General features: G+C 59.0%; 11 protein-coding genes and 1 pseudogene. 4 read left to right on the top strand and 8 right to left on the bottom strand.

Annotated features, from left to right (window positions below):
* The first annotated feature begins 87 nt into the window (after positions 1-87).
* Positions 88-1,125, top strand: coding sequence for an OmpA family protein (locus tag ALQ04_RS19480; protein WP_122317372.1), 1,038 nt, complete (start codon positions 88-90; stop codon positions 1,123-1,125).
* A 94-nt stretch (positions 1,126-1,219) separates the two neighbouring features.
* Here the strand turns inward: ALQ04_RS19480 and ALQ04_RS19475 are convergent, their stop codons facing one another.
* The gene (locus tag ALQ04_RS19475; protein ID WP_259645050.1) at positions 1,220-3,937 is read right to left on the bottom strand and encodes a nitrate reductase; all 2,718 of its coding nucleotides are present in this window, start codon (positions 3,935-3,937) and stop codon (positions 1,220-1,222) included.
* 26 nt (positions 3,938-3,963) lie between these two features.
* Positions 3,964-5,163, bottom strand: a pseudogene (locus ALQ04_RS19470) (NAD(P)/FAD-dependent oxidoreductase); the annotation flags it as partial.
* Positions 5,164-5,532: 369 nt separating this feature from the next.
* Here ALQ04_RS19470 and ALQ04_RS19465 point away from each other — a divergent pair.
* The gene (locus ALQ04_RS19465) at positions 5,533-6,558 is read left to right on the top strand and encodes a quinone-dependent dihydroorotate dehydrogenase (RefSeq protein WP_122317369.1); all 1,026 of its coding nucleotides are present in this window, start codon (positions 5,533-5,535) and stop codon (positions 6,556-6,558) included.
* Positions 6,559-6,681: 123 nt separating this feature from the next.
* Here the strand turns inward: ALQ04_RS19465 and rmf are convergent, their stop codons facing one another.
* Positions 6,682-6,897 (bottom strand): ribosome modulation factor, encoded by a 216-nt coding sequence (rmf, locus tag ALQ04_RS19460; RefSeq protein ID WP_122317368.1) that lies wholly within the window; start codon positions 6,895-6,897, stop codon positions 6,682-6,684.
* Positions 6,898-7,447: 550 nt separating this feature from the next.
* Between rmf and rlmKL the strand changes: the two genes are divergently transcribed.
* The gene (rlmKL, locus tag ALQ04_RS19455; protein ID WP_122317367.1) at positions 7,448-9,703 is read left to right on the top strand and encodes a bifunctional 23S rRNA (guanine(2069)-N(7))-methyltransferase RlmK/23S rRNA (guanine(2445)-N(2))-methyltransferase RlmL; all 2,256 of its coding nucleotides are present in this window, start codon (positions 7,448-7,450) and stop codon (positions 9,701-9,703) included.
* Between the two features lie 76 nt (positions 9,704-9,779).
* Positions 9,780-12,179: a diguanylate cyclase gene (locus ALQ04_RS19450; RefSeq protein WP_122317366.1), complete on the top strand. Its 2,400-nt coding sequence runs from the start codon at positions 9,780-9,782 to the stop codon at positions 12,177-12,179.
* Positions 12,180-12,216: 37 nt separating this feature from the next.
* On the opposite strand, the gene dacB is transcribed toward ALQ04_RS19450, so the two are convergent.
* From dacB to ALQ04_RS19425, 5 genes are all read right to left on the bottom strand, one after another.
* Complete coding sequence (gene dacB / locus ALQ04_RS19445) at positions 12,217-13,686, bottom strand: D-alanyl-D-alanine carboxypeptidase/D-alanyl-D-alanine-endopeptidase (protein ID WP_122317365.1); 1,470 nt, start codon at positions 13,684-13,686, stop codon at positions 12,217-12,219.
* A 316-nt stretch (positions 13,687-14,002) separates the two neighbouring features.
* Positions 14,003-14,347 carry a YggL family protein gene (locus ALQ04_RS19440; RefSeq protein ID WP_122317364.1) on the bottom strand — a complete coding sequence of 115 codons (345 nt, stop codon included), beginning with the start codon at positions 14,345-14,347 and terminating at the stop codon, positions 14,003-14,005.
* Between the two features lie 97 nt (positions 14,348-14,444).
* On the bottom strand, positions 14,445-15,371 hold the full coding sequence (locus ALQ04_RS19435) for a Gfo/Idh/MocA family protein (protein WP_122317363.1): 927 nt from the start codon (positions 15,369-15,371) through the stop codon (positions 14,445-14,447).
* A 186-nt stretch (positions 15,372-15,557) separates the two neighbouring features.
* Positions 15,558-16,622: a type II asparaginase gene (locus tag ALQ04_RS19430; protein WP_122317362.1), complete on the bottom strand. Its 1,065-nt coding sequence runs from the start codon at positions 16,620-16,622 to the stop codon at positions 15,558-15,560.
* Between the two features lie 284 nt (positions 16,623-16,906).
* Entirely contained in the window at positions 16,907-20,536 is a 3,630-nt protein-coding gene (locus ALQ04_RS19425; protein ID WP_122317361.1) for a transporter substrate-binding domain-containing protein, read from the bottom strand.

The following is a 20,536-nucleotide window of genomic DNA, read 5'->3' as shown; positions in this document are numbered from 1 at the left end:
GAACTGGCAGGGTCTGCTAGACTTGCCGACGAATTGCCCCGCTTTTCAAGGGGGCTGCTTTACAATCACCAGATGGGGATTTAACGGATGAAACTGAAAAACACCTTGGGCTTGGCCATTGGTACTATCGTTGCCGCGACTTCGTTCGGCGTGCTGGCACAAGGCCAAGGCGCAGTCGAGATCGAGGGCTTCGCCAAGAAGCAATACTTCGACAGCTCTCGTGACTTCAAAAACGACGGCAACCTGTTCGGTGGCTCGATCGGTTACTTCCTGACCGACGACGTTGAACTGCGTCTGGGCTACGACGAAGTCCACAACGCTCGTAGCGATGATGGCAAGAACATCAAGGGCTCCAACACTGCTCTGGACGCTCTGTACCACTTCAACGCTCCAGGCGACATGCTGCGTCCTTACGTCTCGGCTGGTTTCTCCGATCAGAGCATCGGTCAGAATGGCCGCGGTGGTCGTAACGGTTCCACCTTCGCCAACGTTGGCGGCGGTGCCAAGCTGTACTTCACCGACAACTTCTATGCCCGTGCTGGCGTTGAAGCTCAGTACAACATCGACCAGGGCGAGACCGAGTGGGCTCCTAGCGTTGGTATCGGTGTGAACTTCGGTGGCGGCAGCAAGAAAGTTGAAGCAGCTCCTGTTGCTCCAGTTGCTGAAGTGTGCTCCGACAGCGACAACGACGGCGTGTGCGACAACGTCGACAAGTGCCCTAACACCCCAGCCAACGTAACTGTTGACGCTGATGGCTGCCCGGCAGTTGCTGAAGTGGTTCGTGTTGAGCTGGACGTGAAGTTCGACTTCGACAAAGCTGTGGTCAAGCCTAACAGCTACGGCGACATCAAGAACCTCGCTGACTTCATGCAACAGTACCCACAAACCACCACCACTGTTGAAGGTCACACTGACTCCGTCGGTCCTGACGCTTACAACCAGAAACTGTCCGAGCGTCGCGCAAGCGCCGTTAAACAAGTTCTGGTCAACCAGTACGGTGTTGGCGCTAACCGCGTAAACTCGGTTGGTTACGGCGAAACCCGTCCAGTTGCTGACAACGCAACTGAAGCTGGCCGCGCAGTAAACCGTCGCGTAGAAGCAGAAGTTGAAGCCCAAGCTAAGTAATTAGCCCGCTTTAACTGAAAAGCCCGGCTCAGGCCGGGCTTTTCTTTGTCTGCGATTTAATGAGTCGCTATTTATTTATACCGACAGTCGCGACTCAATCCGTCAATACGACCGCGTTGATCAGTCTTTTGATTTCCGGTACGCAGGAACCGCACTGGGTTCCGCAGCCCAGTTGGGCTTTCAGTTGATTCAGGTCCAGGCCACAGTCGATTGCCTTGTTAATTGCGCTCTGGCTGACGTTCTTGCAGTTGCACAGAATCCTGTCGCGTTGAGTCGCGCCTTTACCCGGTTCGGCGCTGATTGGCGCCAGCATCCAGCGGCGCAATTGTTCGTCGACCCGATCCTGCAGCCATAGATTCTGTAGCCAGTGCTGGGCCAGGGTTTCACCGGCCAGCCGCAGCGCGGTGATGCGTCCATTGTCGAGACGAATTCGTTTGCCGATGGCGCGCTTGGGGTCGTCATAGGCCATGACCGGTCCTTCATCCAGCCCCAGTAGCCGATCAAGCTCTTGCAGCAGCGATTGCTCCGGTGCCTCGGCATGGGCTGCGCGTATAACCAGCGCAGGGCGCTCGCGGCCGACCAGTCCCAGGCTGACATAGGTAAATGCTTCGCACAGCGGGCGCAAGGCTGTCAGGTGAGTTTGCACGTCACCTTCGATCAGGGCGAAAAACTGCCAGGGCAGATGGGCCTTTTCAATGCGAACCCCGGAATGCTTGAGTTCCGGCTGTTTGGAAATGGGGTCGAATGCCGGTTGGGTCAGCACATTGATGCCGCCCTTGAGAAACCGGTCGCCCCAATGCATGGGCAGGAATGCCTGGCCAGGCCGAAGGCTATCGTCGCTGTTGACGGCGACGATCAGTTCGCCACGCCGGCTTTGCAGGTGAACCAGATCGCCTGACTGCAAGTCGTAGTGGCTCATGTCTTCCGGATGCAGCCCCAACAGTGCCTCGCTGACATGCCCGAACAGGCGTGCCGCAGTGCCGGTGCGGCTCATGCCGTGCCATTGATCGCGCAGTCGCCCGGTATTCAGGGTCAGGGGATAATACTCATCGCGCAGTTCTTTGGCAGCAACGTAGCTATCGCAGACAAACTGCGCCCTGCCTGAGGCGGTGGGAAATATGCCATCGGCATACAAGCGTGCGGTGCCCGCGCTGGCGCCTGTGGGAAACGGCCATTGTTGCGGGCCGCAACGGTCGAGCAGCTCGCGGTCGATGCCGGACATGTCCAGATCGCGTCCCTGAGTCAGACCTTTATATTCATCGAACAACTGGCGCGGGCTGGTGAAGTCGAAGAGGGCCGGTGCGTCAGGTTGCAGCCTGCGCTGCAGGCGTTGTGCAAAATCTACCGTGATCGCCCAGTCGGGGCGCGCCTGACCGGGAGCCGGAATGGCCTTGCGCACGTTGGACAGGCGTCGCTCGGAATTGGTGACCGTGCCTTCCTTTTCGCCCCAACTGGCGGCCGGCAGCAACAGGTCGGCGAAGCGTGCGGTTTCGGTGGTCTGGAAGGCTTCTTGAAGCACCACGAACGGGCAGGTGTTCAACGCTTCGCGGACTCTCTGCTGGTCGGGCAGCGACTGTGCCGGGTTGGTACAGGCGATCCAGAGTGCCTTGATCTTGCCGCTCTGCAGTTGCTCGAACAGTTCGATGGCTGGCAGGCCGCTGCTTGCCGGGAGCGTGTCGACGCCCCAATACTCCGCGACCTCGGCACGATGCTGGGCATTGCCTGCTTCCCGATGGCCAGGCAGCAGATTGGACAGGCTGCCTGTTTCGCGACCGCCCATGGCATTTGGCTGGCCGGTGAGGGAGAAGGGGCCAGCGCCGGGGCGACCGATCTGGCCGGTGGCCAGATGCAGGTTGATCAGCGCACTGTTCTTGGCGCTGCCGGCCGTAGACTGGTTCAGGCCCATGCACCACAACGACAGGAAACCGGGACTCTGGCCGATCCATTGGGCGCAGGCTTGCAGTTGCTCGACCGGAATGCCGCAAGTCCGGGCGACGCTCTCGGGCGGGTAATCACGCAGCAGGTTTTCCAGTTCGGCATAACCCTGGGTGTGCGCTTCGATGAAGCCTTGATCCGTCAGGCCGTCGCGGATCAGTAAATGCAGCAGGCCATGAAACAGCGCAACGTCGGTTCCCGGTTCAATGGCCAGGTGCAGATCCGCCAGTTCGCAGGTGTCTGTCCGTCGCGGGTCGATGACGATGATTTTCATCTCGGGGCGACGGCTCCTGGCTTCTTCCAGGCGACGGAACAGCACCGGATGAGCGTAAGCCATGTTGCTGCCGACGATCATCACGCAATCGCTCAGCTCAATGTCTTCGTAGTTGCACGGCGGCGCATCGGCACCGAGGCTGCGTTTGTAGCCCACCACTGCCGACGACATGCACAGCCGGGAATTGCTGTCGATGTTATTGGTGCCCACCAAGGCGCGGGCCAGTTTGTTGAAGGCGTAATAGTCCTCGGTCAGCAGTTGTCCCGAAATGTAGAAGGCCACGCTGTCTGGGCCGTGCTCCTTGATGGTTTCGGCAAACTGGTTGGCGGCATGCTCCAGCGCGGTATCCCAGTCGGTGGTACTGCGTGCCAGGCCCTTGCTCAGGCGCAGTTCCGGGTAAAGTGCCCGTGCTGCCAGGTCGCCGGTCAGGTGCAGGCTTGAACCTTTGCTGCATAGCTTGCCGAAGTTGGCCGGATGCTGCGGATCGCCACTGACGCCAAGAATGTTCTGCCCGTCATGTTCGATCAGGACGCCGCAGCCAACGCCGCAATAGCAGCAGGTGGATGCAGTGATTTGTGTGTTGTGTGCCGGGACTTCCGTCATGCGCATGCCGCCTCGTCCGTGGTCTGCTCGCCAAACATCAGGTGGTTGCGAAGAGTGCCGATCTGCCGGTTTTCCCGGATCTGCTGCAAGTACCAGTTACCATCGGCGGTATCGCCATACAGACAGGCGCCGACCAGTACATCATTCTTGATCACCAGTTTCTTGTAGACGCCGCTGAACGGGTCGCAAAGGGTGATGCTTTCGGTGCCTTCAGCGCCGAGAAAATCGCCGGCCGAGAACAGGTCGATGCCGGTGACCTTAAGCTTGGTCGAGGTCACAGAGCCCGGATAGCGGGCAAACCCCAGTTGTGCGAGGTGATTGGCACAGACCCGGGCCTGCTCGAACAGCGGGGCGACCAGGCCATAGGCGATACCGCGATGGCTGGCGCATTCACCGATGGCATACACTCGCGGATCGTAGGTTTGCAGCGTGTCGTTGACCAGAATGCCGCGGTTGCAGGGCAGGCCCGACTGCATTGCCAGTTCGATATTGGGCCGGATGCCAGCGGCCATGACCACCAGATCGGCGTTTATTGTCACGCCACTCTTGAACTGCACGGCTTTGACCTGGCCCTGCTCATCGCCCAGAAAGGCTTCGGTCTGTTCGTTGAGGCGAAATTTCAGGCCGCGCTGCTCCAGTGCTGCTTGCAGCATCTGGCCGCTGGTTCTGTCCAGTTGCCGCTCCAGCAGCGATTGGCCGTTGTGGATCACTGTTACGTCCATGCCGCGCAGCGTGAGGCCATTGGCGGCTTCCAGTCCCAGCAGGCCACCGCCGATGACCACAGCACGTCTGTGGGTGACTGCCGTGTCGATCATCAGTTGCGTGTCGGCAATGTCGCGATAGCCGATCACACCCTTGAGGGTGTTGCCGGGAACCGGCAGCACGAAAGGGCGTGAGCCGGTGGCAATCAACAGCCGGTCGTAATGCGCCTGAGTGCCATCGTCGGCGGTGACGATGCGCCTTGAGCGGTCGATCTTCACCACTCGGCGGTTGAGCAGCAACTGGATGTCGTGTTGCTGATACCAGTCCAGGCCGTTGAGCACGATATCGTCGAAGGTCTGCTCGCCAGCCAGCACCGGGGAAAGCATGATCCGGTTGTAGTTGGGGTGCGGTTCGGCGCCGAACACGGTGATTTCGTAGAGTTCTTCGTTCAGCTTCAGCAGCTCTTCAAGGGTGCGTACCCCGGCCATGCCGTTGCCGATCATCACCAGTTTGAGTTTTGCCATCTTGCCTCCGAGTGAACGACCGGGTCGTGCTCGATATAAATGCTGCGCAAACAAAAAAGGCGTCCCGCCAGTTGCCTGACGAGGACGCCTTTGTCCGATCCCGTTCGTTCGGGAAGTGCAGCTCTCGTCGTTGAGGGCTGCAGCCTTGTGAATTGCTTGCAGGAGTTAATGCAGTGCCTGTGCCAAGTCGGCAATCGACCTGTTTGCTGGGCTACGGGGTTCAAGTCGACAAGCTTTGTGCACTGCCATGAAGCGCCATGCACAGATCAAGGGCGCAGGCGCACGAAATGCAAGCTTGCCTCGCATGCCGGGCTGCACATGTCTATAATCTGCGCCCTGAATCCAGCTTCCAACGAGTCTTGCCCGCCCATGTATAACCTGGCCCGCCAGTTACTCTTCAAACTTTCCCCGGAAACCTCCCACGACCTGTCGCTGGACTTGATCGGTGCCGGTGGCCGGCTGGGGCTGAACGGCCTGTTGAGCAAGGCGCCTGCGCAGTTGCCGGTGACCGTCATGGGCCTGGATTTTCCGAATCCCGTAGGGCTTGCGGCAGGCCTGGACAAGAACGGTGCAGCCATCGACGGTTTCGCCCAGCTGGGTTTCGGTTTCGTCGAGATCGGCACCGTGACGCCGCGTCCGCAACCGGGTAACCCCAAGCCGCGCATTTTCCGCTTGCCGCATGCCGAGGCGATCATCAATCGCATGGGCTTCAATAATCTGGGCGTCGACAATCTCGTTTCCCGGGTCCAGGCCGCGAAATACAAGGGCATTCTGGGCATCAACATTGGCAAGAACTTCGATACGCCTGTCGAGCGTGCCGTCGATGACTACCTGATTTGCCTGGACAAGGTCTATGCCCACGCCAGTTATGTCACCGTCAACGTCAGCTCGCCGAATACGCCCGGCCTGCGCAGTCTGCAATTCGGCGATTCGCTCAAGCAATTGCTCGAAGCGCTGAGCCTGCGCCAGCAGGAACTGACCCAGTTGCATGGTCGGCGTGTGCCGCTGGCGATCAAGATCGCTCCGGACATGACCGATGAAGAAACCGTGCTGGTCGCCACTGCGCTGATCGAGTCCGGAATGGATGCAGTGATCGCCACCAATACCACGCTCAGCCGCGAAGGTGTCGAAGGCCTGCCGCATGCCGATGAAGCGGGTGGCTTGTCTGGCGCGCCGGTTCGGGAAAAGAGCACTCATACCGTCAGGATCCTGGCCGGCGAGCTGGCAGGGCGCATGCCGATCATTGCTGCCGGTGGCATTACCGAAGGTCGTCACGCGGCGGAGAAGATTGCTGCCGGTGCGAGTCTGGTGCAGGTGTATTCCGGGTTCATCTACAAGGGCCCGGCACTGATCCGTGAGTCGGTGGATGCGATTGCAGCGATGCCGCGCGGCTGATTCAGGGCAAAAAAAGGGGCTCCCTGAAGGAGCCCCTGGGCCGCAGCCCGCCGCCCGGATGGGGCGTGCATGGTATTGGTGTAAAAGTCAGTAGAAAGTTTGATGGACTGGCCGGAGACTACCTTATCCGACCGCGTGAAGTTCGTTGAGTCTGTGGATTCCCGCAGTGCCGGTCATACCGTCCCAGTTGTCGCCGCGTCCTTCTCGCCAACCATTGATCCATGCCTGGCGTACTGACGGTAGAGTAAAAGGGCAAAGCTCACGGGATTTTCCCTGAACGCCGTACTGATATCCGCGTAAAAATGCTCTTTCCAACGGATCACGCTTAAGTCTTCTCATAGGGTATTGCCCTCGTCTGTTGACTGTTATATCCCTGAAGACCTCGTGTCGAGGTCTGGCAGAATTTATCTGCCGTTGGTACCCGCTGCCGGCGTCGCGGGCCTTGGTGTCATTACCGTTGCAGTGATGACCTGAGGTGATTTCTAACCAAAGCTTGAGGCGGTGTGAATGATCGTTTTGTCATAAGCGCGTCACATTTAGGTCTGTAGAGCGATAAGGGCGCTGGTGTTTCAAATTTGATTCCTCTCGCAAGCCTACTGAATCGCGGGTTTGCGGCAGGAACGAGACTGGCTCGCAAATGCGAGTGATGGCGTAATGCATACAGTCGATATTCGACGAAGGGTCGCTTTGTGACTTTTTATTACCTACGCCATAGGGTCCAATATTCACTTTTTTATCGTTACAAAACTGCCGTAATGACATGACAGGTTCATACGGTGGATCGGCACAAATTGTGTGCCACGCAGGCGCTCTCCATGAAAGACGCCTGTTTTAAATCTGGTCGGGCAATGCGTTGCCCGCCGCTGACGGCTCAGGCCCTGGAATACACATGTCGGATCGCTACGAACTTTTCCTCACTTGCCCCAAAGGCCTTGAAGGCTTGCTTGCTGAGGAAGCCACCGCGCTTGGCCTTCAGGAAACACGCGAACACACCTCTGCCATTCGCGGCACGGCCGACATGGAAACCGCCTACCGGCTTTGCCTGTGGTCACGCCTGGCCAACCGCGTGCTGTTGGTGCTCAAGCGTTTTCCGATGAAAAACGCCGACGACCTTTACGAAGGCGTGCTGCATGTCGACTGGCAGGACCATCTTGAAGCCGATGGCACGGTGGCTGTGGAGTTCAGCGGCCATGGTTCGGGCATCGACAACACTCACTTCGGTGCGCTGAAGGTCAAGGATGCGATTGTCGACAAGCTGCGCACGGCCGATGGCCTGCGTCCTTCGGTGGACAAGATCAATCCTGACCTGCGCGTGCATCTGCGTCTGGATCGCGGCGAGGCGATCCTGTCGCTGGACCTCTCCGGGCACAGCCTGCACCAGCGCGGTTATCGCTTGCAGCAGGGTGCGGCTCCGCTCAAGGAAAACCTGGCGGCCGCGATTCTGATCCGGGCCGGCTGGCCGCGCATCGCTGCCGAAGGCGGCGCCCTGGCTGACCCGATGTGCGGTGTTGGCACGTTCCTGGTGGAAGCTGGCATGATCGCCGCCGATATCGCGCCGAACCTCAAGCGCGAGCGTTGGGGCTTCTCGGCCTGGCTCGGTCACGTTCCGGCCCTGTGGCGCAAGCTGCATGACGAAGCGCTGGCCCGTGCAGCGGCAGGCCTGGCCAGGCCGCCACTGTGGATTCGTGGTTACGAAGCCGATCCGCGACTGATTCAACCGGGTCGCAACAACATCGAGCGTGCCGGTCTGAGTGACTGGATCAAGGTCTATCAGGGTGAAGTGGCGACTTTCGAGCCGCGTCCGGATCAGAGCCAGAAAGGCCTGGTGATCTGCAACCCGCCTTACGGTGAACGCCTGGGCGACGAGGCGAGCCTGCTGTATCTCTATCAGAATCTGGGCGAGCGTCTGCGCCAGTCCTGCCTGAACTGGGAAGCGGCGGTATTCACCGGTGCGCCGGATCTGGGCAAGCGCATGGGCATTCGCAGCCACAAGCAGTATTCCTTCTGGAACGGCGCCTTGCCTTGCAAGCTGTTGCTGATCAAGGTCTTGCCGGATCAGTTCGTCACCGGTGAGCGGCGTACTGCCGAGCAACGTCAGATCGAGCGGGAGGCGCAGATCGAAGAGCCTGTCGTTGAACGCAAGCTCAACAAGAATGGCAATCCGATCAAGCCGGCTCCGGTGGTGGTCGAGCAGCCGCGCCTGAGCGAAGGCGGGCAGATGTTCGCCAACCGTCTGCAAAAGAACCTCAAGCAGATGAGCAAGTGGGTTCGCCGCGAAGGCATCGACTGCTACCGCGTGTACGACGCCGACATGCCCGAGTACTCGCTGGCAATCGACCTGTACCATGACTGGGTTCACGTCCAGGAATATGCCGCACCAAAATCGATTGATCCGGAAAAGGCCTCGGCGCGCCTGTTCGACGCACTGGCAGCCATTCCGCAGGCGCTGAACATCGACAAGAGCCGTGTCGTGATCAAGCGTCGCGAGCGCCAGAGCGGTACCAAACAGTACGAGCGGCAAAGTGCTCAGGGGCAGTTCCAGGAGGTCAACGAAGGCGGCGTCAAGCTGCTGGTCAACCTGACCGACTACCTGGATACCGGCCTGTTTCTCGACCATCGTCCGATGCGTATGCGCATTCAGCGCGAGGCGGCAGGCAAACGCTTCCTCAACCTGTTCGCCTATACCGCCACGGCCAGTGTGCATGCGGCCAAGGGTGGTGCGCGCAGCACCACCAGCGTCGACCTGTCGCGGACCTATCTGGACTGGGCGCGCCGCAACCTGTCGCTCAACGGCTTCTCCGACAAGAACCGTCTGGAGCAGGGCGATGTCATGGCCTGGCTGCAGTCGTGCCGGGAAGAGTACGACCTGATCTTCATCGATCCGCCGACGTTCTCCAACTCCAAGCGCATGGAAGGTATTTTCGATGTGCAGCGCGATCAGGTCGAGTTGATCGACCTGGCCATGGCGCGGCTGGCGCCGGGTGGCGTGCTGTATTTCTCGAACAACTTCCGCAAGTTCGTGCTGGACGAGAACCTTGGACAGCGCTACGCCGTCGAGGAAATCACCGCCCAGACCATCGATCAGGATTTTGCCCGCAACAGCAAGATCCATCGGGCCTGGAAGATCATGACGCGCGTGAACTGATTCTCCTTATTTGGGCTAGGCAAATAACTGGCGAATAGCTATAAGAGAACTACGGCCAGCGTCACGAGTTCTCTGTATGGCGTCGAAACAGTTCCGGCCCAGGATTCTGGGTTTCATCAGTGAACAGGCCTCTGCATGGTTGGTTGCGGCGCTGGCTTTTGCCGCCGGAGCTGCACTGACCATGATGTTGGCGCTGGCCAATATCGAACTCTACCAACGCCAGTTGCGCCAGCGTTTCGACCTGTTGGCCGGAGAGCGTTTCAGTCGCATCCAGGAGCGTCTGGACGGTCAGACCAACAGGCTCGATACACTGCGCCGCTACTTCCTCTATTCCGAACAGATCACTCGCGCCGAGTACCAGGGCTTTGTCGGGCCAATGCTGATCGGCACCCAGGCCTACACCTGGACTCCGCTGATTACCCATGCCGAGCGTGAAGCATTCGAGGAGGGTATCCGGCAGGGCGGGCTGAGCGATTTCTCGATACGCGAACTCGACAAGAATGGCACCTTGAAAGTAGCCGCCGTGCGCGCTGAATACTTTCCGGTGATGTTCATCCAGACCATCAGTCCAAAACCCCCGCCTGTTGGCTTCGACGTCAACTCTGAACATTTTCGGCATCTGACCATCGAGCGTGCGCGCATGCTTGGCAGTATCGTCGCGACGCCGCGTGTCGAACTGGTCAGCCTGAACCCCTCCGATACCCGTGGAATTCTGCTGATGGCGCCCGTGTTTGCGCCGCAATCCGCGGGTGAAGGGCGACCCACCGTGTTACGCGGCTTTGTCATGGCGGTGATCAGTCTCGACCAGATGATGAACGAGGGCTTGCCCAGCCAGGACAATCTGGCCATGAGCATGCTCGACCTGAGCGTATCCGGTGAACCGGACTTATTGTACAGCTCTCCCGGCGTGGCAGCAGAGAGTGACCTGCATGTCAGTACCTTGCTGAGCATCGGTGATCGCGACTATCTGCTTGAGGTCCGTCCTACAGAGGCCTTTGTGCAGAGCAACCAGTCGATGGCGGGCAGCGTGGCGTTACTCGGCGGTCTCTTGAGCCTGATACTCAGTGCCTTGCTTTATAACCTGGTCAGCCAGCGTCAGCGTGCCCTGCATCTGGTGGAACAGCGGACCCGCGAGTTGCGCCAGCGCGAGCAGCAATTGCGCGTGACTCACGGGCAACTGCGCAATGTGCTCAATTCCGCGACCGAAGTGGCGATCATTGCCACTGACCTCAATGGCATGATTACGACCTTCAATGTCGGCGCGCAGAAAATGCTCGGCTACTCGGATGACGAGGTCCTGGGGAAATTCCGGCTCAAGGACCTGCATCGGCTGTCGGAGCTTGAAGCTCATGCCAGGGACCTGAGCGATATTCATGGGCGGCCGATCTCTGCGGCACAGGCCATGTTCGTCGATGCCACCGAGGAGGGCAGTCATCCTTCCCGGGAGTGGACCTTCCTGCGCCGCGACGGCAGCACGCTAGTGGTCAATATGCTGGTGACCGCGGTGCGCGACGATCAGGAGCAGTGGATCGGTTACCTGGCCGTGTGCATCGATATCACCGAGCACAAGCGGGTCTACGAGGCTCTTGAGGCACGCGACCAGTTGCTGAAAAAACTCAGCTCCCAGGTGCCGGGCGGCATTTACCAGTACCGGCAGGATGCCAATGGCAGTTCGCGTTTCACCTACGCCAGCGTCGGCATGTGTGAGCTCTTTGAGCTGAGCGAAGAAGAGTTGCTGCACAATGCCGAGACGCTGCTCAGGCGTACCCATGCGGCCGATATCGTGCGGCTTCGGGATTCAATCCGCATCAGTGCCGAACAATCCATGCCCTGGAGTGAGGAATATCGCATCGAGCTGCCGCGCAAGGGTTTGCGCTGGGTGCGAGGCGCGGCCACTCTGGAGCGCCTGCCTGACGGCGGTTCGCTGTGGCATGGGTTCATTTCCGACATTACCGATCTCAAGCGGGTCGAGCAGGAGCTGCGAGCGCTGTCGGTCACCGATGTGCTGACCGGCGCCTATAACCGGCGCTACTTTCAGGAACGGCTGCAGGCCGAGTTGGCGCGCATTGACCGGCACGGCGGCTCTCTGTCGGTCATCATGCTGGATATCGATCACTTCAAGCGCATCAACGACAAGTACGGACATGCCGTCGGCGATACCGTGCTCCAGGCCATTTCCCGCAAGGTTAGCCAGCGCCTGCGCTGCGACGATGTGTTCTGCCGGATCGGTGGCGAGGAGTTTGTGGTGCTGTGCCCCGGCACCCAGGGGCCGCAAGCCTATCAACTGGCCCTCGGCCTGCGCGAGGCCTTGCGCAGTCAGCCGATCGATACGGTCGGCCAGGTCACTGCCAGTTTCGGCATCGCCTGTTGGCGGCAGGGTGAAGGTGTCGATGCGCTGTTGTTGCGGGCCGACTCGGGGGTCTATGCCGCGAAGCAGGCGGGCAGGGACAGGGTCGAGCCTGAGCTTGCCGGATAACCGGACAAAGGCCCGTCCATGAGACGGGCCTTTGTTTTCATGGCTGCAGGATCGATACCGTGCTGTTGCTCAGCTTGGGCTGGCGGTACAGATCGACCAGTACTTCGTCGAGGATCGACGATGCGCCAAATGGCCGTGGGTCGTTGAGAATGGCCACCACTGCCCAGGTGTTGCCATTGCTGTCACGGCTGAAGCCGGCAATTGCCCGCACGGTGTTCAGGGTGCCAGTCTTGATATGCGCCTCGCCCAGCAACGGTGTGCGTTTCAGGCGTTTGCGCATGGTGCCGTCCATGCCTACCAGCGGCATGGAACTCATGAACTCGGCGGCATACGGTCCGCGCCATGCGGCTTGCAGGATGATTGCCATTTCCCGGGCGCTGACCCGCTCGGCGCGTGACAGGCCTGAACCGTTTTCCATGACCAGATGCGGTGCCGTGATGCCTTTTTTCGCCAGCCACTGGCGGATCACCCGTTGTGCAGCGCGGGCGTCGTCGCCGTCGGCGTCATTGCGAAACTCTTGCCCCAGGCTGAGAAACAGCTGTTGAGCCATGGTGTTGTTGCTGAACTTGTTGATGTCGCGGATCACTTCCACCAGGTCCGGTGAGAACGCCTTGGCCAGCAGCTTGGCATTGCCGGGCACCACGTCGACCCGATCCCTGCCCAGAATGCTGCCGCCCAGTTCCTGCCAGATGGCCCGCACTGCGCCAGCCGCATAGGCCGGGTGGTCGAGCAGCGAAAGGTAGGTCTGGGAGTTGCAGCCGTTGCCCAACTGACCGCTGACCGTCACATTGACGCTGCCATCGGGCTGGGTAACCGGGTTGTAGCGCACGTCGCCCGTACACTGTTTTGACGGCAGCGCCTTGACCTGATTGTCGATACGGATGGTTGCGATAGGCGGCTCGACAGAGATACGGATCTTGCCGTCATCGTTGCGCGTCACGAAACGCAAGGCCTTGAGGTTGACCATCAGCGAGTCGGGTTTGACCAGGAACGGCTTGTTGTCATCATTGCCGTCATCATTGAATTCGGGAAGTTGCGGCTGCACGAAGTGGCTGCGGTCCAGAATCAGGTCGCCCGTTACCTGCTGTACGCCATTGGCGCGCAGATCACGCATCAGCAACCAGAGTTTTTCCATATTGAGCTTGGGATCGCCGCCACCCTTGAGGTACAGGTTGCCTTGCAATACACCATTGCTCAGAGTGCCATCGGTGAAGAACTCGGTTTTCCACTGGTGAGTCGGGCCGAGTATTTCCAGCGCAGCGTAGGTGGTAATCAGCTTCATGGTCGATGCCGGGTTCACCGACACATCGGCATTGAACACGGTCGGCGTGCCGGGCCCGTTGAGGGGCAGCATGACGACCGACAGGGCATTGTCGTTCAGCTTGCTGGCCTTGAGGGCCTGCTGAACCTTGGGGGGAAGTGTGGTGTTGATGACGGCTGCGTGTACAGGAAGTGCCAGCGGCAGGAGAAAAGAGGCAAGAAGCAGCGGACGCAAAGATTTGATCATCAAATAAAACCCTACAGCAAAGAAGGGGAACAGAATGAGGGCATGGATGGATTCCCTCGGTAACAGAATAGACATTTAATAGCGCGACGTAATAACACAAGGCCAGCGCTGTAACAGAACGGCATTATGCCCGAAGCCGGGCCTGCGTGGGTTGTGGAGCGAGGTTGTAACAGGATTTTTTTGTCGTAGATAAAGATCCCGTAAGCGAACTGACAGGTTCTTTTTTCGGGAGACCCCTAAAAAACAAATGCCCCGACAAGTCGGGGCATTTGTTTTGCAGCTCGGCAGGCCGGTTTCACACGGCCTGACTTCTGGATCAGGCAGCCGGATTGATCGGCTTTTCCGGATACCAGGCGTCCAGCAGCGGGCTGACTTCAACTTTGGTCACTTCGCTGCGACCTTTGAGCCACGCTTCTACAGTAGCGCGCTGCTCTTCGCTGACCGAACCACGATCAGCCAGGCAAACCAGACCGTAGTCATCGCCGCCAACATAGTCCAGGCCGTTAGCGTCCATGGCTTCTGTCAGGAAAGCATCGAGGAAGGCATCAACTGCCTGGTCGTCCAGGTCTTCCTTGAACTCCAGATTCAGCTCGAAGCCCAATTCCTGGAACTCGTCCACACAGAGCTTTTTGCGCAGACGACGGGAGCGGTTAGTGGCCATGAAGCATTCCTCTTAGGTAATTTCGGGGCGCAGTCTACCAGTTAAGCCGTCATCCTGCCTGCTTCACGGGCGGCAATTTCCTGATGCGTGCCTGCCTTCAATCGTAGAACGCTTCAACCGATACCCTGCTGCCGACAAAAAAGCTGTCTGCGACCAAACGCAACGGCTGCAGGTCAAGGTCACTGGCTCTGTCGCCAATCAGTTGTTGGAAATGTCGATACACCGCCGCGTACTCGCCTTCGTGCGAAACGGTTTGCGGCACGCCGTCGATACTCAACAGGGCGCCACCGTTGTCCAGGCGCAGGACGCCTTTGTTGCAGTGAATTTCGATGCTCCACAGTTCATCGTGGCCATGGTCGAAATCGAACTCGGCGCGAATATCGAGGTGTTGTGTGTCCGACATTTTGATGGATGCAGCGATAGGCGACTGGCAGTTTTCGGGGACGCGCAGTTCGGCAGCCTCGACGAACAACGGCAGTTGCAGCAGATGGGTCACAATCGACAGCGCATTGATGCCGGGATCGAAAACCCCCAGACCTCCGGGTTGCCAGATCCAGGCTTGTCCCGGATGCCACTTGCGCACGTCTTCCTTCCAGTCGATTTGTACCTTTTGCAGGGTACTGCTGGCCAGCCAGCGGCGGGCTGCCTCGATACCGGGTGCGTAACGCGAGTGCCAGGCGAACAGGGCGCTGACGCCTTGCGCCCGGGCCTGATTCACCAGTTCCATCGCTTCGCCCAGCGTGGCGCAGGGCGGCTTTTCTACCAGCACATGCTTGCCGGCCGTCAATGCCTGTTGCACCAGCGCGAAGCGACCTTGCGGTGGCGTACAGAATGCAATCGCGTCGACTGGCGGGCCGTTTTCGAGCAGTTCGCTCAGGGATTTGAAGTTCTCTACCCCGGCACAAGGCTGTCCCTGGGTTGCGACAGATACCAACTGGAATGCGTGGTTGGCGTGGATGGCTGGAACGTGTTGATCCTGGGCAATCTTGCCGTAGCCCACCAGGCCAAGACGAATAGGTTGCATACGTGACTCCTGAGGTTCTTGTATTTATCTCGGCGCAGCGAACCAGACGTACTTCCCGAGTCTGGTGCCTTGTCCTGATTCTACATAACAGCTCAGGTGTGCAGTCTATTCATAATCTCGTTGCTCTGGCCTGAACAACGCGCCGTGTAGCGAACTGCACGTTGTTCAGGCCCGTATGAGCAGGGCTCAATAGGTGTGCAGCATTTCCTGAATCTTCGCCTGATCGTTGCTGACGGTCAGGGCCAGCATCAGCAGGATGCGGGCTTTTTGTGGATTCAGGTTATCGCCGAGCAGCCCGAGGTAGGCGGCATCCTGCGGGATGAAGCCACTGCCGGTGCGGGTGGATCTGACCACCACTACGCCTTTGTCGATAGCTTTCTTGATCGCCGGGAGGATGAAGCGCGATTCGCTGCCTGCACCCACGCCAGCGATGACAATACCCTTCGCCTTGTGCTCGACGGCCGCATCGAACATGTAACCGTTATCGTTCTGATAACCGTAGATGATGTCGACCTTTGGCAGTTCCTTAAGGCTGGAGATGTCAAATGGCGTCTCGGTGGTGTGTTTCCTGGTCACCCGCATTTCAAAGATCGGCTGCTGGTTGACCAGCACTCCCAGGTTGCCGCCGCCGACCGGCTTGAACGTGTCGAGAGAATTGGCGTCGCTCTTGGTCGTGTAGCGTGCAGCACCGATCCGGTCATTGAGTACGATCATCACGCCGCGGCCATGGGCTTCAGGGGAAGCAGCGACACTGACGGCTTGAAGAATATTGCTGGGACCGTCGGCACCAATCGCGGTAGCAGGACGCATCGAGCCAGTAACGATAACCGGCTTGTCGCTCTTTACTACCAGATTGAGGAAGTAAGCGGTCTCCTCAAGAGTATCGGTGCCGTGAGTTACTACAACGCCCGATACATCCTTGCTACTCAGCAACTCGTTTACACGTTTGCCAAGTTTCAACAGGATTTCATTGTCGATATCGTCGCTGCCTACGTTAGCGACTTGTTCTCCAGTAACTCGGGCAACCTTGCCCAGCGATGGAACGGTTTTGAGCAAGGCATCTGCAGTCAGGACACCGGGCTTGTAGCCAGTGGTCTGGGACGAGCTTTCAGCTGTTCCTGCAATCGTGCCGCCGGTGGCCAATACTGCGATGTGCGGCAGTTCAGCCTGAGTGGCAGTCTGGGCCGTTGCCGCAGACATCGATAGCAGGGACAGAACTCCTGCAAATAACGGGCTTCTCAACACTTTCATCTTTTCCCTCAGTCATAAAAAACATGGACGCCATTCAATTGGCACTTGAACAGACCGTGTGAAAACTACTGCGCTTGGGCCATGCTACGTTTACACACGGTCTGTTACGCGGCGTCCTGATATCAGACCAAGCCTGGAAACATCAAGTAATATGTAGACTGTGAAATATTCAGTAATCCAAAAAAGAGTTTTACGCGGGGTTTTGCTAGTTTTAGCCAGAGCTGTAACAGACTCGCACAGAGCCCATATAACCGCGCATTACCCCGCTTCTGTTGGCTATCTGTTCATTCACCTGCCTGCTGTTCTACCAGTGCCTGCTCCAGAGCAAGCATGGCTGTGTCCACTTCCCGATGACAGGCTTCGAGAATGTTGTGCCCGGTGTCGGGAGAGCAGGCTTTTTCCAGAGCTTCACAGCTTTCGATTACCCGTGATGCGCCAATGATCCTGGCGGCGCCCTTGATGCGATGGGCCATCTCGCCAATGCTTTTATGATTGCCCTGGGTCACCAGCTCGCTGAGTGCCTGACGGTCTTCCCGGTTGCTTTGCAGCAGTTGGGTGAGCAGGCGCTGGACCATTTCCGGTCGGCCGGCGGTCAGGTTGCTGACGCTGTCCAGATTGAAGGGCAGAGTTGCCGGCACAACAGGGGCGGTGGTGATACTCGGGACTTTGGCCAGTCGCTCGCTGAGGGTCGTCAGGCCGATGGGCTTGAACAGGCAGTCGTCCATGCCCGCCTGGAGGCAGCGCTGGATTTCCTCGGGCAAGGCATTGGCGGTAAAGCCCCAGACGATGCAGTGTGCAAGTTTTTCGCTCTGCTCATGGCTCCTGATCGCACGGGTCAGGTCATAGCCGTTCATGACCGGCATGTTGCAGTCGGCAATCACCAGATCGAAGCAGCCCGCCAGCCAGCGCTCCAGTCCCTGGCGACCTTGTTCGGCCATTTCACAACGGTGCCCGAGAAAGCCCAGTTGCTGGCAAAGCAGCAACCGGTTGGCGGGATGGTCGTCGACGATCAGGATGTTCAGGGGCTGACTGGGCTGGAGTGAGGCTTCCTGCACAGGCGAAGGCTCGGCCAGCGGCTCAAGAGTGGTCAGGGCGAGAGTCATGTTTACCCGCGTGCCGTGCCCCGGTTCGCTGTGCAGCGTCAGGGTGCCGCCCATCATCTGACAGAGGCTGCGGCAGATCACCAGCCCCAGTCCTGCGCCGGTTCGGGCCATCTTTGCCTGATTGTCGGCCTGGGAGAAAGGCTCGAACAGCCGCTGCTGGTCCTCGTTGCTGATGCCGATTCCGCTGTCCTGCACCGTGACGCTCAAGTGCAACTGCTGCTCGCTGGAGCTGTTCTCGGCTTTCAGCATGACGCTGACCTGGCCTTGTTGGGTGAACTTGATCGCGTTGCTGATCAGGTTGGACAGGATCTGTTTGAAGCGCATGGGATCGATCAGGACATCGGTGTTGGTGCGGCTGTCGAGTTCCAGCACCAGGGCCAGTTTCTTCTGCCGGGCCAGGCTGTCGAACACCCGGGTCACCGATTCGACCAGTTGCCGCAGGTTGGCCCGTTCGGGGCTGAGGGTCAGGCGCCCGGATTCGATGCGGGCGATATCGAGGATGTCGCCTATGAGGTCGAGCATGTCCTTGGCCGAGCTGTAGGCGACTTCGATGGTGGAGCGTTCCAGAACCCCCTGGTCGGCATGTTTGAGAGCCAGTTCCAGCATGCCGATGACTGCATTCATTGGCGTGCGGATTTCGTGGCTCATGGTCGCCAGAAACGTACTCTTTGCCCGGTTGGCATCGTCCGCCTGCTCCTTGGCCGATTGCAGTTCTTCGATCAGTTGGCGACGCTCGCTGATATCGATCCAGCCGCCGATGATGCCCTGGACTTCACCGAGTGAATCGCGGAAGGGCAGGATCCAGTGGTAGATGGTCAGCTGGCTTTCGCCGACATGCAGGCTCCGATCAAGAATCAGTGCGGTATTGCTGGCCATCACACGCTGGTAGTCGGCCGCGTATTCCCGCGCCTCGAAGGCATTGCTCAACACGCCGTCGGTGGCGCTTTTGCCCAGGATCTCCTCACGGCTGGCCTTGAAGGTATTGAGGTAGCTGTTGTTGCACATGCGCAGCAAACCTTCGCGATCACGGACATAGATCGGGTGCGGTGTACCGTTGACCAGCGTGCTCATGAACTCCAGTTGATCGCTTAGCGCCCGTTCCGCTGCTTCGCGCTGTTTTATCTGGCGGCGCATGTAGGCGTTCCAGACCAGCAACCCGAGCAGCAGCAGGCCGGCGCCTGCCAGGATCTGGTAGACAAGCCGCTGATAGTTGTGCCAGTTGACGCCGACCGGAGTGTAGGAGCGCCAGCGGTTGTTGATGATGGCCAGGTCCTGTGGCGCAATGCTGGACAGCGCCTTGTCGAGAATCGAGCTCAGTTCCAGGGCGCTCCGTGAGGTGGCCATGGAGATCAGTGCAGGATCCTCGCCGACCGTGGCCGTGATCTGCAGCTGCTCCTCGAAGACTCCGGAGGACAGGAAGTAGTTTGCGCTGAGCAGGGAAGTGACCGCACCTTCCACCTTGCCGAGCGCCAGCATGTCCAGCGCCTGGAACGGGTTATCGACTTCAACGGCGACAACACCGGGGTGTTCGCGTCGCAGCCAGGGCAGTATCGGGCTGCCCTGGGTGATTGCGATGCGCATGTTGTTCATCTGTTCCAGATAGGACGGGGTGCCTGGATCCCTGCGGGTGATCAGGACGAAGGAGTTGTCGATATAGGGTCGGCTGAAACTGAAGCGGTCTTCGCGTTCATTGCTCGATACCATGGCGCCGATCATGTCGGCCTGCCCCTGAATGACCTGATTCATCATGTCGTTCGAGCTGGGTGCGCGTATCACCTCGAAGCGCAGCCCGGTACGCAGGCGCACCAGCTCCAGCAGGTCTGCGGTGATGCCGCGAAAATTGCCGTTGGCATCGAAAAAGGTCAGGGGAGCATAGGTTTCGTTGATGGCGACACGCACCGTGGGATGCCGGGCAATCCAGCGTTCTTCGCGTGGCGTGAGTTGCAGCTTCTGGTCGGTCAGCAGCATATCGCTGCCGGCGCCCCAGCGTTTGGAGATGTCGATGCGCTCATCGACCGGGATGGCTTTGAGGGTCTGGTTGATGATGTCCAGCAGTCGGGGGTTTTCGTTGCTTGTGGCAAAGCTGAAACCGTTGGCTTCGTGCTTGCCGAAACTGGCCATTTTCACATTGTTCAGATAGCCCTTGTTGATGATGTATTGAGTTGAAATGGTGTCGCCGAGAAACACATCGGCCTGGTTGAAGGCCACTGCGTTAATGGCATTCTGGAAAGAGGGGTAGGTCTGCAGGATTGCATCGGGATACAGCGCCTGGACGTCGGCCAGAGGCAGATAGTGATAGACCATGCTCAGTCGCATGCCCTTGAGGCCGTCAGTCAGTGAGCGGGTATCGCCGCTGCGCACGAGCAGCACGGGCTGGTCCACTGCGTAAGGTGTCGACAGGCTGATGTTGCGGTCCACGGCCTCAAAGCCATTGGCACTGCCCAGAATGTCTATCTGGCCGGTTACCAGGGCGTTCATCGCGGCTTCGCGGTTCTCGAAGCGTTTGATCCTTATGGGGAGGTCCAGCGCCCGCGAGATGATGCTGGCGTAATCGGCGGTAATGCCTTCGTAGTCATTGCCGGAAATGGTGATGTCGAATGGCGGGTAATCCGGTGCCGATGTCCCCAGAACCAGTTCGCGTTTGCTGCGCACCCATTGCCATTGGGCGCTGTCTAGCTTCACATCCATGTGAGCCGGACTCGAACGGCCGAGCAGGGTGTAATGGTCTGCTGCCTCAAGGGCGGCAGAGGGACCCCAGCCCAGGCATATGCTCGTTGCCAGTATCAGAAAATATTTAAAGCGCGTGGGCAT

Source organism: Pseudomonas cichorii, from assembly GCF_003700275.1.
Lineage (GTDB): Bacteria > Pseudomonadota > Gammaproteobacteria > Pseudomonadales > Pseudomonadaceae > Aquipseudomonas > Aquipseudomonas cichorii_B.
This window is presented reverse-complemented; position numbering and strand designations above follow the sequence as displayed.